The organism is Streptomyces sp. NPDC051286 (genome assembly GCF_044455345.1).
Lineage (GTDB): Bacteria > Actinomycetota > Actinomycetes > Streptomycetales > Streptomycetaceae > Streptomyces.
In genome coordinates, this window is the sequence record NZ_JBITER010000063.1 from 1 (window position 1) to 13,482 (window position 13,482).

The 13,482-nt window shown below is 70.6% G+C and carries 10 protein-coding genes and 1 pseudogene; 4 read left to right on the forward strand and 7 right to left on the reverse strand.

From position 1 onward, the window contains the following. Nucleotides 1-478: 478 nt before the first annotated feature. Together ACIBB8_RS33865 and ACIBB8_RS33870 are read right to left on the reverse strand one after the other, a co-directional pair. Nucleotides 479-1,696, reverse strand: a complete 1,218-nt coding sequence (locus ACIBB8_RS33865) for a phosphodiester glycosidase family protein (RefSeq protein WP_398958712.1) — start codon at nucleotides 1,694-1,696, stop codon at nucleotides 479-481. Between the two features lie 472 nt (nucleotides 1,697-2,168). Next, entirely contained in the window at nucleotides 2,169-2,354 is a 186-nt protein-coding gene (locus ACIBB8_RS33870; RefSeq protein WP_398958714.1) for a DUF1737 domain-containing protein, read from the reverse strand. Nucleotides 2,355-3,027: 673 nt separating this feature from the next. On the opposite strand from ACIBB8_RS33870, the gene ACIBB8_RS33875 reads away from it, so the two are divergent. The 3 genes from ACIBB8_RS33875 to ACIBB8_RS33885 are packed head-to-tail and all read left to right on the forward strand — an operon-like array spanning nucleotide 3,028 to nucleotide 6,670. Then, the gene (locus ACIBB8_RS33875) at nucleotides 3,028-3,330 is read left to right on the forward strand and encodes an SHOCT domain-containing protein (protein WP_398958716.1); all 303 of its coding nucleotides are present in this window, start codon (nucleotides 3,028-3,030) and stop codon (nucleotides 3,328-3,330) included. Then, nucleotides 3,327-4,103, forward strand: coding sequence for an ABC transporter ATP-binding protein (locus ACIBB8_RS33880; protein ID WP_398958718.1), 777 nt, complete (start codon nucleotides 3,327-3,329; stop codon nucleotides 4,101-4,103). The genes ACIBB8_RS33875 and ACIBB8_RS33880 overlap by 4 nt, the downstream gene beginning before the upstream one ends. Then, nucleotides 4,100-6,670, forward strand: coding sequence for an ABC transporter permease (locus ACIBB8_RS33885; RefSeq protein WP_398958720.1), 2,571 nt, complete (start codon nucleotides 4,100-4,102; stop codon nucleotides 6,668-6,670). Before ACIBB8_RS33880 ends, ACIBB8_RS33885 begins: the two co-directional genes overlap by 4 nt. A gap of 193 nt (nucleotides 6,671-6,863) precedes the next feature. On the opposite strand, the gene ACIBB8_RS33890 is transcribed toward ACIBB8_RS33885, so the two are convergent. After that, on the reverse strand, nucleotides 6,864-7,388 hold the full coding sequence (locus tag ACIBB8_RS33890) for an ATP-binding protein (protein WP_398958722.1): 525 nt from the start codon (nucleotides 7,386-7,388) through the stop codon (nucleotides 6,864-6,866). Between the two features lie 186 nt (nucleotides 7,389-7,574). Further along, the gene (locus tag ACIBB8_RS33895; RefSeq protein WP_398958724.1) at nucleotides 7,575-7,919 is read right to left on the reverse strand and encodes a hypothetical protein; all 345 of its coding nucleotides are present in this window, start codon (nucleotides 7,917-7,919) and stop codon (nucleotides 7,575-7,577) included. A 250-nt stretch (nucleotides 7,920-8,169) separates the two neighbouring features. Here ACIBB8_RS33895 and ACIBB8_RS33900 point away from each other — a divergent pair, with 250 nt between their 5' ends. Further along, nucleotides 8,170-9,303 (forward strand): PLP-dependent cysteine synthase family protein, encoded by a 1,134-nt coding sequence (locus ACIBB8_RS33900; protein ID WP_398958726.1) that lies wholly within the window; start codon nucleotides 8,170-8,172, stop codon nucleotides 9,301-9,303. A 440-nt stretch (nucleotides 9,304-9,743) separates the two neighbouring features. Here ACIBB8_RS33900 and ACIBB8_RS33905 read toward each other — a convergent pair. From ACIBB8_RS33905 to ACIBB8_RS33915, 3 genes and pseudogenes are all read right to left on the reverse strand, one after another. Continuing rightward, nucleotides 9,744-11,763 (reverse strand): annotated as a pseudogene (locus tag ACIBB8_RS33905) (hypothetical protein). Between the two features lie 181 nt (nucleotides 11,764-11,944). After that, the gene (locus ACIBB8_RS33910) at nucleotides 11,945-12,391 is read right to left on the reverse strand and encodes an SRPBCC family protein (protein ID WP_398958728.1); all 447 of its coding nucleotides are present in this window, start codon (nucleotides 12,389-12,391) and stop codon (nucleotides 11,945-11,947) included. 76 nt (nucleotides 12,392-12,467) lie between these two features. Continuing rightward, nucleotides 12,468-13,307 (reverse strand): DeoR/GlpR family DNA-binding transcription regulator, encoded by an 840-nt coding sequence (locus tag ACIBB8_RS33915; RefSeq protein ID WP_398958730.1) that lies wholly within the window; start codon nucleotides 13,305-13,307, stop codon nucleotides 12,468-12,470. Nucleotides 13,308-13,482 lie beyond the last annotated feature (175 nt).

Sequence of the window (13,482 nt, forward strand, 5' to 3'; positions counted from 1 at the left end):
GTATGGCCTTCGGCTTCAAGGACGCCACCGCCCTCATCGCCCTCGCCATGCTCACCCTCGGCGGACACCGCCCCCACCTACCAAGCCGTCAAACCAGATAACCCCGCCCACGGAAGCGACCGAAGAGCCCCATTTCCTCAGGTGTCACACCTGATAGAACATCACAACCTACCTACGAACGATCAATTGGGGTACCTAACAAAGCCCTACTAGGGCGTTTCGGGAACGCAGCGAGCGTGCGTGCCAGGCGTCGCCTGGCAGGCGGGACTTTCGAAACACGCCCCAGGAGAGGAGTGAGCCAGGCGGGTCCTGGTGCTGGCAGCACTGTCGTTCCCCTCGCAGATGCGCTTCAGTGCAGCTGGGTGCGGGCGTCCGCGGAGTCCTCCGGCTGGTGGGCCGCGCTGACTGCCACGCCCAAGCGGTAGTCAAGACTGGCCCGGGCCCCTTGGCCCGGGCCAGTCGCCACTGTGAAGCAGCGTCAGTCCTTGCCGCCGCGGTAGGGGGTGTTCATGAAGACAAGGGCGTCGCCGACGGCCCGTTCGGTTGTCCCGCTCGGACGGTTGACCAGTGCGCCCTCGACCGACATGGTGGTGGAGCCGCCGCCGTCGAGGTTGACCGCGTCGTGCATGCCCAGTGCCTGAGCGACAGCAGCGGTCTCGTCCATGGTGGTGCCGACGCTGGTGGTCATGCGACCGTCGATCGTCGCGAGCATGATCATTCTGTCTTGCGTCGTTCCGGCGATGGTGCGGGGGTTGCGCGAGTTGTCCGCGCCGGGCTTCACCACGATCTGTCCGTCCGCCGTGAGCCGGAAGCGGCCGCTCACACCGAACAGCCCCTTGCGCGCGGGGAGCTCCTCACCCTGCTCGTTGACCAGGGTGGAGGTCACGTTGAGGCATCCCTGTCCTGCGACCTGCAGGAGGGGCGCCGCGTCCCGGCCTGTCGCCTGCAGGGACTTCTGACCTTCCGTCAGCTCCGTGCCGCGAGTCGTCGAGGTACGCACCACGCAGTTGTGCCGGTCGAGGACGACCTCCACGCCGACCCCGGACGGGGTGGCGCCGGCGAACTCAGGGGTGAAATGAACCACATCGCCGGGCAGGGTGCACTGGGTCTGGTCGGTGAGGCCGGCGCAAGCGCCCGGAACCACCGGCGGGTGGTTGATGTACTTCAGTGGCAACGTGGCCTCGGTCTGCCGGTTCTGCACGCTACCGGACCAGCTCAGCTGGCCCATCAGGACCCGGTTGCTGTTGGCGTCCACGACGAAGTCGACCTCGTCGCGGCCGCGGGTGGGCTCGCTGAAGAGTTTCCCGCCGTACAGGCCAAGGCCCACCGGGTCGCCGGGGTACTGCGCGCTGGCAGTGAAGGTGAAGAAGGAGGCGTTGACCCCGGCCAGGGCGCCGGAGGAGCGGACGAGGTCGGTGGTCTTCTCGGTCTTGGCCAGGTCCGGCCCGTAGGTCGCCTCCAGGTGCCCACGGGTTTTGTAGGGGTCGATCGTCAGTACGTTGACCACCCACGGGCCGCGCGTCGTGGTGTTGATCTGGCTGGCCTGAGCGGGCTCGGTCCCACGGACGATGCGGGTCAGTGTCACACCGTCGGCCAAGGTCTGGCTGCTGCGAGTCTCTTCCAGATTGGCATCGCCCAGCGGAAGGGATGCGTCAGCGGCTGCGGCGTAGCTGGTCGGGACGAGAACGAGGGACAAAGCGGCCGTTGTAGTTGCCGCGACCGCTGCGGCACGCTTCAGTCGGAAAGCATAGCGGGAGTGGGAAGGCATGCCGACGAGCTTCTTTGGCTTCGGAAAACTTCACCGCTTTGGTGGTTGATCGATTAGCGGCAAGCGGATTAACGATCCAGTGCGGCTCTGTACTCCTGTCATTAGCGTGCCTTTAAGTGCCTGATTAGCTGACTTTTCGCCATTGTGGCGAGTGAGAGGGTTGCACCATTCCCGTAGAGCTCCCGGTTTGATGGGGAATCGGGCGGCTCGGGATCCCAGCCGTGACGACATCGACGGCACGGTCCGTGCGGTCCGGATGGTCGGCAAGCCGTGCGCATCGCCCACTGTGACGGCGATGTGAACAGGCCGCACGGGCCCAGGTAAGCGTCACAACTCGCTCAACCCGTACGGCCCTTCTCATGTCACGGGCCGATCGCGATCACCGCTGCTCACACAGTCCCTACGACTGTGCAGGCCAGACCAGCGCCTGGGCGACGATGACACTCTCACCGTTGAAGGTGATGGCAGGGCCTTCGTGCAGTTCGTAGCCAACACCGATCGCTTCGCTCACACGCTGGCAGAACGTGGCGTCGTCCGGTCCGGTCAGGACTCGGTAGATAGGCATTCCGTCCGGTGGTGTGTTCATGAGGAGAAGGATCCCAGACGCACCCGCCCACCGCGCCAGCATGCCCCGAAGCCAATCGTGTCGCCCGCCGCAGGTCGGCGACACGGGTGCCGGGTCCGACGAGCGGCGCGACGTCGTCCCGCCCACCGACGGCAGTGATGATCCCACCGGTCACCGCCAGGGCCGAGGCGGCGGAGAACTCCGCATCGACTGTGACCACCCGCCCGCCGAGACATACGAGATCCGCATACGTGTCCATAGAAGGCCCTTTCGAAAACCGGGCGCGTCACGGCCACCCGCGAACGATCTCCCGAGGACTGTGGCTCGACCCGGTCGATGGTGAAGCCGCCCATGGAGCGGGCGTATCCGAGGGGATCGGCGAGGCCGTCCGTGCGCATGCCGCACACGATCCGGTCCATCTCGTCCAGTTCGACGAAGGCGGTCCCGGCAATGGCCATGAGCCGGGCGAACGTGCGCACCGGAGTGCTCACGAAGCCCTCTGTACATACCGGTACGCACAGAAGCCGGGAACGTTGGCCGGCCAACGGGAGCAGCCGCCGGACCGCTACGTACTCCCGCGGGGGTAGGTGAACGGCCGCTGGCCGTACGACGACTCGGACCCCTTCCCGGGGCCAGGCTCGGATGCGTCGGAAGAACGCCGACCGAGAACTCCGAACCGAGGGAGCTGACCGAGATGAACACCCTGGCCTACTCCGGTGGACCCGGGCCGTGGATTTTCCTCTTCCCACTGGTCTGGGCAGCAATCGCCGTCACCGTCGTCACCGTGCTGCGCCGTACCGTGTGGCGAGGCGGCCGACGCGGCCCCTGGGGCCTCCGCGCCGCGCACAGCGGCCCCGCCGCCCTCGGTGAACAGTCGCCCATCACTCTGCTCGGCCGCCGCTTCGCCGCGGGCGAGATCGACGAGGACGAGTACTGGCGCCGGCTCTCCGTCCTGGACGAGCAGTTCGGCCTCACCGGCCGGCGAGGTGTGGCATGACCACGACCATCCGCACCGGGGCCGCCACTGCCGCCCGCGTCGTCGACGCCGTGAAGGTCTACGGCACGGGCGACACCGAGGTCACGGCCCTGGACAGGGTGAGCGTCGACTTCCCGGCCGGCCGCTTCACCGCGATCATGGGTCCCTCCGGCTCCGGAAAATCCACCCTGATGCACTGCGCCGCCGGACTGGACACGCTCACCTCCGGTTCCGCCCTCATCGGCGACACGGACCTCAGCGCGCTCGATGACCGCAGTCTCACCCTGCTGCGCCGACACCGCATCGGCTTCGTCTTCCAGGCCTTCAACCTCATCCCGACCCTCACGGTCGCCGAGAACATCACCCTCCCCATCGACCTCGCAGGGGAGCGCGGCGACCTGGAGTGGATCGACGCGCTCATCGACACCGTGGGATTGCGGGACCGGCTGCACCACCGGCCCAGCGAACTCTCCGGCGGCCAGCAGCAGCGGGTCGCCGTGGCCCGCGCCTTCGCGGGCAACCCCGACGTCGTCTTCGCCGACGAACCGACGGGCAACCTCGACTCCCGGTCCGGACAGGAGGTGCTGCGGCTCCTCGGCCGCACCGTTCGCCGGACCTCCCGCACGGTCGTCATGGTCACCCATGACCCGGTCGCCGCAGCCCACGCGGACGAGGTCGTCTTTCTCGCCGACGGGCGCCTCGTCGACCGCATGCCGGACCCCACCGCGGAGCGCGTGCTCGACCGGCTCAAGGCCTTCGACCCGGCGCCGGGCGTGGCGGCGGTGACGCGATGACGGGCGCCCGCGCCACCGTGCGCCTCAGCGTCTCCTCGCTCCGCGCCCACAAGCGTCGTTTCGCAGGCACGTTCACCGCCGTTCTGCTCGGCGTCGCCTTCCTCGCGGGCACGCTCGTCATGGGGGACACCCTGCGCGCCGGCTTCGACACGATGTTCGCGAACGCCGCCGCCGGTACGGACGCGGTCGTCCGCAGTACGAATGTGGTGACCGTGCCCGGTGAAGGGCAGGGCACCCGGCAGCCGTTGAGCACCACCCTCCTGAAGACGATCGAGCAGACGCCCGGCGTCGCCGCCGCGGCTCCGGACATCCAGGGCGCCGGGCAGTTGATCGGTGCCGACGGCAAGCCCATCGGCGGCCAGGGCCCGCCCACCGTCGCCGGCAACTGGATCCAGGACCCGGAGCTCAACCCTTACAAGCTCGCTGAGGGGCGGGCCCCGTCCCGGTCCGGCGAGGTCGTCATCAACCGCGGTACCGCCGCCAGGGGAGGGCTGAAGATCGGCGACACGACCGTACTGCGCACCCCCGACCCCGTGCGCGTCACCGTCGTCGGTCTCGCGACCTTCGGCGGTGAGGACGGCATGGGCCAGGTCACCTTCACCGGGATGACGCAGGCCGACGCCGAGAAGTACCTGACCCCGAAGCCCGGCGAGGCGTCGAGCATCCAGGTGCGCGCCGACCCCGGCACCAGCCAGCAGGAACTCGTGGACGCGCTGACTCCCGTGCTGCCCGCCGACACGCAGGCCATCACCGGGCAGGCCTCCGCCGCCGAGAACCAGAGCATGATCTCCGGTGCGTTCCTCAGCCTGTTCACCACGCTGCTGCTGGTGTTCTCCGGGATAGTCCTGCTGGTCGCCACCTTCTCCATCTACAACACGTTCGCGATCGTCGTCGCGCAGCGCACCCGGGAGAACGCCCTGCTGCGCGCCCTCGGCGCGTCCCGCCGTCAGATCCTCGGCTCGACCCTCGCCGAGGCAACCGCGGTCGGCGTGCTCGCCTCCGCCGCCGGACTGGCCGGGGGCATCGGGATCGCCGCCGGACTGCAGGCGCTCTTCCCCGCCGTCGGCTTCCCGTTCCCCGACGGCGCGCTGGTGATCAGCGGGATCTCGCTGCTGCTTCCGCTCGCCGTCGGCGTACTCGTCTGTGTCGGCTCGGCCCTCCTGCCCGCCGTCCGCGCGGGGCGCACCGCACCGCTCGCGGCCCTGCGCGAGACCGCCGTCGACGACTCGGCGGCCTCCCGGACCCGCGCCGTCACCGGTCTCATGCTGCTGCTCGCGGCGGTCGGTGCCATCCTGACCGGCGTCCTTGCCCATCCGTCCGTCTGGCCGTCGGCCGCCGGGTCGGTCCTGGCGCTCGCCGCCTTCGTGGTGCTCGGCCCGGCCGCCTCGACATACGCCGTACGGATCCTTGGCGCTCCACTCGACCGGCTGCGCGGTGTCACCGGCGCACTGGCCAGGCGCAACGCGCTGCGCAGCCCCAAGCGGACCGCCGCCACCGCGACCGCGCTGATGATCGGCGTCGCGGTCGTCTCGCTCTTCACCGTCTTCGGCGCCTCGCTGAAGGCCACCATGAACCGGACCGTGGACCGCTCCTTCGCCGGTGATGTCGCCATCAGCGCACCCGGGTTCGGCGCCGGCGGCAGCGGTCTCAGCCCCGCGCTCGCGCCCGCCGTCGGCCGGCTGCCCGAAGTGTCCACCGCGGTCGGCCTCGGTAAGGGCGTTGCGGAGGTCGACGGTGCCGGACGCGCCCTGACCGTCACCGACCCGGCCGCACTCGCCAAGGTCTTCGACCTCGGTCCGGTCCGCGGATCGATGAACGCACTGGGCCCGAACGGCATCGCCGTGTCCGAAGCGGAGGCAGTCGAGCGCGGTCTGCACACCGGCTCCACCGCCCGGCTCACCTTCACCGACGGCAAGCAGCAGACCTTCACGGTCCGCGCGGTCTACGACCGGTCGGAACTGGCGGGCACCTACGTCATCACCCGGCAGGCCTGGGCGCCGCACCGCGCGCAGGACTCCGACAGGCTCATCGCCGTGTCGTTCAAGGACGGGGTGTCGACCGCCGACGGAAAGGCGGCAGTCCAGAAGACCGCCGCGGCGTACGGCAGTCCGGACGTACAGACCCGCGGAGAGTACGCGCGGTCCTCGGCCGGTCCCATCGACATGATGCTCACGCTCGTCTACGCGCTGCTGGCACTCGCCGTACTGATCGCCCTGCTCGGCATCGCCAACACCCTCACGCTGGCCATCCATGAACGCGCCAGGGAACTGGGCCTGTTGCGGGCCGTCGGACAGACCAGGAGTCAGCTGCGGACCATGGTCCGCTGGGAATCCGTCCTGGTCGCCGCGTTCGGAACAGCAGGCGGTCTGCTCCTTGGCGGCTTCCTCGGCTGGGTGCTCGTGAAGGCGTCCGAAGACGCGGGCGACACCCCGTTCGCCTTCGCGCTGCCGCCCACACGGCTGCTGGTGGTCGCCCTGGTGGGGATCGCCGCCGGGGTGCTGGCCGGCTGGCGACCGGCACGGCGTGCGGCGCGCCTGGACGTGCTCCGCGCCATCGCCGCCGACTGAATGCAGACAGTGAGGAGTGGGGGGGGCGGCGGGGCCCCCCCCCCCCCCCGGGCCGGGGGGGGGGGGGCGGGGGGGGGGGGGCCCGCCCGCCCCCCCCCCCCCGCCCCCCCCCCCCCCGCGGGGGGGGGGGGGGCCCCCCCCCCCCCCCCACTCCTCACTGTCTGCATTCAGGGCCTGTCTTTCGGATCAGGCCCTAACCGACCACGGCGGACCGGGCGTCGGTGTGCGCCACGGCCTCCAGGGGAGACGTGGTGGTCACGGCGCCGAACGGGCCGTCGGTCGTCGCCCCGTACAGCGAGTTCGGCGGCAGAGCCACCGTCGGAGAAGGGGCCGGCAGCGTGAACCAGACGACCTTCCCGGCCCGGCCCCACGGCCGGAACCCCCAGCTCTCACTGACCGCGGCGATCATCGCGAGTCCGCGCCCCGAGGTGCTGGAGGCGTCGGCCGCGCGCACGGTCGGCAGCCGCGGGTCGTGGTCGTGGACGGAGACCGTCAGACGTTGGAGCAGCAGCTCTATCTCGACGGTGCACGTCTTGTCCGGCTGTGCATGTCGGTGGACATTGGTGAGAAGCTCCGTGACGCCGAGCGCTGCCTGGTCGATCAGAGGGTCGAGATGCCAGTAGCGCAATTGCGCCGAGATGATTCTGCGGACCTGACCGATCCGCGCCGGCAGGGCCTGGAGCTCCACCGTGCAGTGCCTGCTTGGCTCGCTGATCACGGCTGCGACTCCCCGAAATTGGTCCGGAAGAAGACGACGGAACGGAGTCGGCGGGTGGCGTCTGCCGTTCCTGGTCCGGCGGGCTGGATCACAGTGTCACCGCCGGTAAACCATGAGTGACGCGACTCCAATGTCGCTCAGGGGTCAGGGCTCCGCAACTCACGGTGACCCGGTCGTGGCGCACCGTCAGCCCCGCCCGGCCGGCCCCGCTCCTCGTCCCGGCCGGCCGCCCGCGCTGTGCAGCGCCTCCAGGAAACGGCGCGACGGCCCCGCACGGGCCGGTCCGCGGTCGCGCTGCCCCATGGTCAGCCGGTGCCACGTCCCGTTGACCCGCGCCACCGTCGAGTCGACTCCGGCGAACCATGGCCTGCGCGCACGCACCGCCCCCGCCGGGGCGCTGTCGATCTCCCGCCCGTAACTGGTCAGCAGTGCCACCCGACCGTCCTTGACGATCACTTGACCGGCCCTGGTGAGTGACCGGGCCCACCGCTCGATCCGTACCCCCGTCGCGCTGAACTCCGCTTCCTTCATGGCTGGTTCGCCCCCTTCATCACGCTTCTGACGGTCAGTCTGCCCGCACGGTCACGGGCGCACCAGGTCGGAGCGAGGCGGCATGTCGCGCATGCGTCACGGCGTGCCGCAGTCGTCCCGCTTCCCGGCACCAAGGCAGTGCTATGGATCCCCAAAGTCAAAGTTTGTGCAGGTGGGGGGCCTATCGTGGGATGCGGAGTCCGGGGGCCGGCGGCCCGCAAGTCCGGTCACGACGAGCAGGAGCGTGCTGATGAACACCAGTGAGCGCAGGCCCGACGGCGAGGTTACGGCGACCGTCGACATCGACCGCACCGACCATGACTACAGGGACTGGCTGAAGGAGGCCGTCCGCAAGGTCCAGGCCGACGCCAACCGCTCCGCCGACACTCATCTGCTGCGCTTCCCGCTGCCCGAGGACTGGGGGATCGATCTCTACCTCAAGGACGAGTCGACGCATCCCACGGGCAGCCTCAAGCACCGGCTGGCCCGCTCGCTCTTCCTCTACGGGCTCTGCAACGGCTGGATCCGGCCGGGCAGGCCGGTGATCGAGGCGTCCAGCGGTTCGACGGCCGTCTCGGAGGCGTACTTCGCGAAGCTGATCGGGGTGCCGTTCATCGCGGTGATGCCCCGCACCACCAGCTCCGAGAAGTGCCGGCTGATCGAATTCCACGGCGGTCGGTGCCATTTCGTCGACGACGCCCAGAAGCTGTACGAGGAGTCCGCCAGGCTCGCTGCCGACTCCGGGGGCCACTACATGGACCAGTTCACCTACGCCGAGCGGGCCACCGACTGGCGCGGCAACAACAACATCGCCGAGTCGATCTACCAGCAGCTGCGGCTGGAGCGCTATCCGGAGCCCACCTGGATCGTCGCCACCGCAGGGACGGGCGGCACCTCGGCGACCATCGCCCGCTATGTGCACTACATGCAGTACGACACCGGGATCTGTGTGCCCGACCCGGAGAACTCCTGTTTCTTCGACGGCTGGACCGACCACAATGCCCTCGCCACCAGCGACTGCGGTTCACGCATCGAGGGGATCGGCCGGCCCCGGATGGAACCGAGCTTCTTGCCCGGCGCCATCGACCGGATGATGAAGGTGCCGGACGCGGCCAGCGTCGCCGCTGTGCGCGCCCTGGAACAGGCCATCGGCCGCAAGGCGGGCGGCTCCACCGGCACCGGGCTGTGGAGCGCGTTCAAACTCGTCGCCGAAATGCTGGACCAGGGCCGCGCCGGCAGCATCGTCACACTGCTCTGCGACCCCGGAGACCGCTATCTCGACAAGTACTACTCCGACGACTGGCTCGCCGAACAGGGCCTGGACATCGCCCCGTACGCCGCGACGATCCGACACTTCCTGGCCACCGGCAACTGGCCCTGCTGAAGCCAGGCCGTCACCACGGTCGTGCCGACCTGATACGCGAGGCCGTCGACGGCGACGCGGGGGAGTGGCCCGGCCGCCCCGCTCTCGGGCGGAGGCTGTGGCCGACTGCTTGTCGAGATTGCTCACCGCGTCCTGGAACGCTCGGCCCAGTCGCAGGACGAACCGGAACGCCGCGGGCCCGTCGGCGGCGAAGGCCCACTGCACGCGCGTCCCGGTTGCTGCCGCCGATGTATCCGGTGGCACCGGTCACCAGACAGCGCAGCTGTGTACCACCAGGAGAGCCGGAGCCGTGGTCGGCGTCGGCGTGGAACGCGGAGCCGGAGAACGCCGAGCCGGAGAATTCGGTCACGCGGCCGAGTCTCGCACCGGACCGCCGCACCGACCTGGCGGACGACGCCGAACGGCCTCTCCCGGCCCCCGCCCCTTCCCCGTTCCGCCTCTCAGTGCACCGCGGACAGCGTCCCGCCCTTGCGCAGCCGGGCCTTCAGCTCCAACTGCGCGTCCTGCGGTGCCCGTACCGCCAGCGTCGTACTTCCCGCCGACCCGCGCACGCCGCCCGTCACCTCGATCCGGTTGACGGCCCGGCTGCCGGCCGCCAGCACGTACCACCGGCCGGACGGTGCCCTCCAGTGCGTGCCCGCCAGGACGTGCTGTCCGAACCAACCGGCCGCACAGCGCCGTATCGGGCCGGTCGGCCACCACCGCGCCAGGGGCGGTGAGCGATGCGGTGGGCTGCAGGAACTGAACCAGAACCCGGCCGGGCCCCTGCCAGGTGTCGGCCCGGGTACACACCCAGTCCGCCGGTGTCCCGCCCTCCGGGAGAGGCTGCCGGGCAAAGGCCCAATTGTTGACCGCACGGACCCCACTGCCCCGCAGCGCCCGTAGCGAGCACACCGTACGTGCCCAGCTCAGCAGCGCCGGACCACCGGTCGCCTCGCGCGGCTCGCGCGCCGGCCTGCCCCTGCCGGGCAGCGGTGTGTACGTGAGATGGACCGGAGCGAGATCGTCCAGGTCGGTGAGGAGGAATGAGTGGTTGTCGGCGATGCGCTCCGAGGAGCGCAGCTGCATCACCGGCCAGGAGCCACAGTTGCGGCCTGGCGAGGGGCGCGATACGGGTGCGGTGACACCGTCGCGGCCCACCTTCAGCGACCGCGCCGGAGCGTTCGGCGCCAGCAGGTCGCGCGTGGTGGCCTCCGAGACCCACGGGGCGAGCAGGAACCGGGCCCTGTCCCCCCTGCGGCTGACGACGACGGCCGCCCCCGTCGTCACGTCCGCGTCATCGGTCCGGGCGAAGTCGAGCGCGGCCGCCCCGGCTCCGGTCAGCGGCTCCGCGTAACGCACCACGCGCACACCGCCGTCGTGGAACAGCACCACGGCCGCACCGTCCACCTCGCCCGCGTACAGCAGCCGGGGCGGCTGGGCGGGCGGCACGGAGAGCGTCCCGGGCGATGTGGAGACGTGGACGCTGCGCGGCGTGTGCCCCCAGGCATGCAGCGCCCGGCCGAGCAGATCCCGGTCCTGGGTACGGTCGCCGCGGGCCGGCCACGCGGTGAAGTCGACGCGCGAGGTGTCCGCCCATTCCGTGGCAGCCGTACGCAGCAGCGCTGCCGGATCGACGGCGACGGACCCGGCCCGGGCAGGGCCGCCCGGACCGTTCTCCGCGGCCAGGACGGCCAGACCGCCCGCCATCACGCACAGCGCGGCAGCGGAGGCCACCGCCCGCAACCGGTGCCTGCGCCGCAACAGATCGCTGGGGCGGGTCTGGAGCGAGCACGGGTCGAACTCGGCGGACCGCAGCAGCGATTCGGTCCGCGGCCGGTCGGCGGACTCCAGCCGTCCGGCCGCACGTACCGCGCCCGCCGCATCGCTCGCCCCCGCCCGGGCGAGCAGCACCGTCGCCTCGAGGTCGGTCAGCTCCTCCAGCAGCCGCAGCGTGAACGCCGCCCGCACGGCAGCGGACACCGTGGAAAGTGTCCGGTCCAGGGCCAGTTCCTCCGCGCCACCGGCGCGCGGGAAGAGCCGCAGCCCCCGGACGAAGGGGAGCGCGGGGCGCAGCGAGGCCGGTGCCGGGATCCGCGCTGGCCACCAGCGGGGCCGCCGCTCGTACGCCAGCGCGGTACGCAGCACGCGCAGCCGCACCCAGGCGTATGCGGAGGTGGCGCCGTGCGCCGCGGCGGGGTTCCTCGGGGACGGCACGCTCCGCCCCTGTGCCGGGACCCGGGTCCGGAGCGGTTCGGGAGGTCCTGCGGCGGCGGCCCGCCGACCGGGCAGGGCGCGCTGGACGGCCGCATGGGCGGCGAGAACCCGTCGGTGCCGGCCGAGCGACGGCGGCAGAACGAGGTAGGCGAGCCGGACGAGACGCGCGTAGTGTTCCACGAGCGCGGCTTCGGCCTGCTGGACGCCGGGGCGTTCGCTGCCGCGGGTGGAGCGCTGCCGGGATGGGGGGGATCGGCATGGGATCGGTGCCTTCCGAGCCGTTGGCGATAACCGTCGTACCGACAAACGAGTCGATCGTGTGACGGTCACATCGGGCGCAGGTCCAAGGCGCGACTGCCTGGCTGTCACGTCGGCTGCACGGCCGAGGCGGCAGCCGCGTACCGAGGGAGTCACGGCCTCCCAATCCCCGTCGTAGGGGAGGCCGTTACGGCCGCACCGTGACCTCGAGCAGACCGTCCAGCACCCGGCCGAACAGCCGGCGGCCCGTTGCCGCGATCAGCGGATCGCCCCATTGCGGCAGCAGCCGGATACGGAGTTCCTCCACCCACACGACATGGGATCCGGACTCCGTCGGATACACATCGATCGACGCCCGGCCCAGCACCACCGAACCGCGCTTCTCCAGCCGGCAGAGCCCGGCTCGCCCGGTCACCGGCGGCATCCAGCGCACCACTTCCATCGGATCGTCGAACGCCAGCGGCCCCACACCCGTGCGAGCCACGAAGACGGTCCCGATTCTGGTGGGCAGTCCGGTCGGGACGGTGATCCGGGTCATCGGGACGTGTGCGCAGTGCCGTTCCCAGTCGGTCACCCGGCGCCAGGACTCGGCGGCGGGGAGGGCGGTGAATCGTTCGATCCGGAATACGGCCACAGCAGGATCCTAGGACGTCCCGGCCGCGGCGCGAGCCGAGCGGAACCTCTGGCTCGCCCCCGGGATCCCCGTTTCCTCAGCCCTCGGAGAGGTCGCCGGCCGCGGTCTCGCCCGCCACCACCAGGCCCGGCAGATGTTCCTTGATCTCCTCGCGGGCGCCCGCGGACAGGCCGGAATCCGTGATGAAGGTGTCCACCTGCTCCAGCGTCGCGAACGAACTCAGGCCCACCGTGCCCCACTTGGTGTGATCGGCGACCACCACCACCCGCCGCGCCGACTGCACGAAGCGCCGATTGGTCTCCGCCTCCGCCAGATTCGGTGTCGAGAGCCCGGCGTCGACCGAGATGCCGTGCACCCCGAGGAACAGCACATCGAAGTGGAGCGAACCGATCGCCTGATCCGCGACCGGGCCGACCAGAGAGTCGGACGGAGTCCGTACCCCACCGGTGAGCACCACCGTGGCGGCCCCGGCCCGTGGGCCGCCCGTCGACCGCTGCGCGGCATGGAACACTTCGGCGACCCGCACCGAGTTCGTCACCACCGTCAACTCCGGTACGTCCAGCAGGTGCTGGGCCAGCGCATAGGTGGTCGTGCCACCGGAGAGCGCGATCGCACTGCCGGGAACGGCCATCGCCGCGGCGGCCCGCGCGATGTCCTCCTTGGCGGTCAGCTCCAGCGTCGACTTGGCCTCGAAACCGGGCTCGTGCGTACTCGCCTCGACGACTGGCACAGCGCCGCCGTGCACCTTCTCGATGACACCCTGACGGGCCAGTGCGTCCAGGTCCCGGCGCACGGTCATGTCGGAGACGCTCAGCTTGCGGGTCAGCTCATTGACCCTGACCCCGCCGCGTCGGCGCACCTCGTCGAGGATCAGTGCACGCCGCTGCTCCGCGAGGAGATTCTGATTCTCACTCAACGCCGGGTCCGGTCCTTCCCTCGGTTTTCCGTACAGCAGCCCGTCGGTTCGACAATCTGTCGGACGGGCTCATCCTGCCACGCAGCTTCGTCCGGCGCTGCACCGGGGAGATTTGTGATCCGGGTACCGGCGCGGCCCGGGTTCCGGGATTCTGGTGACTACGCATCAGTACGCG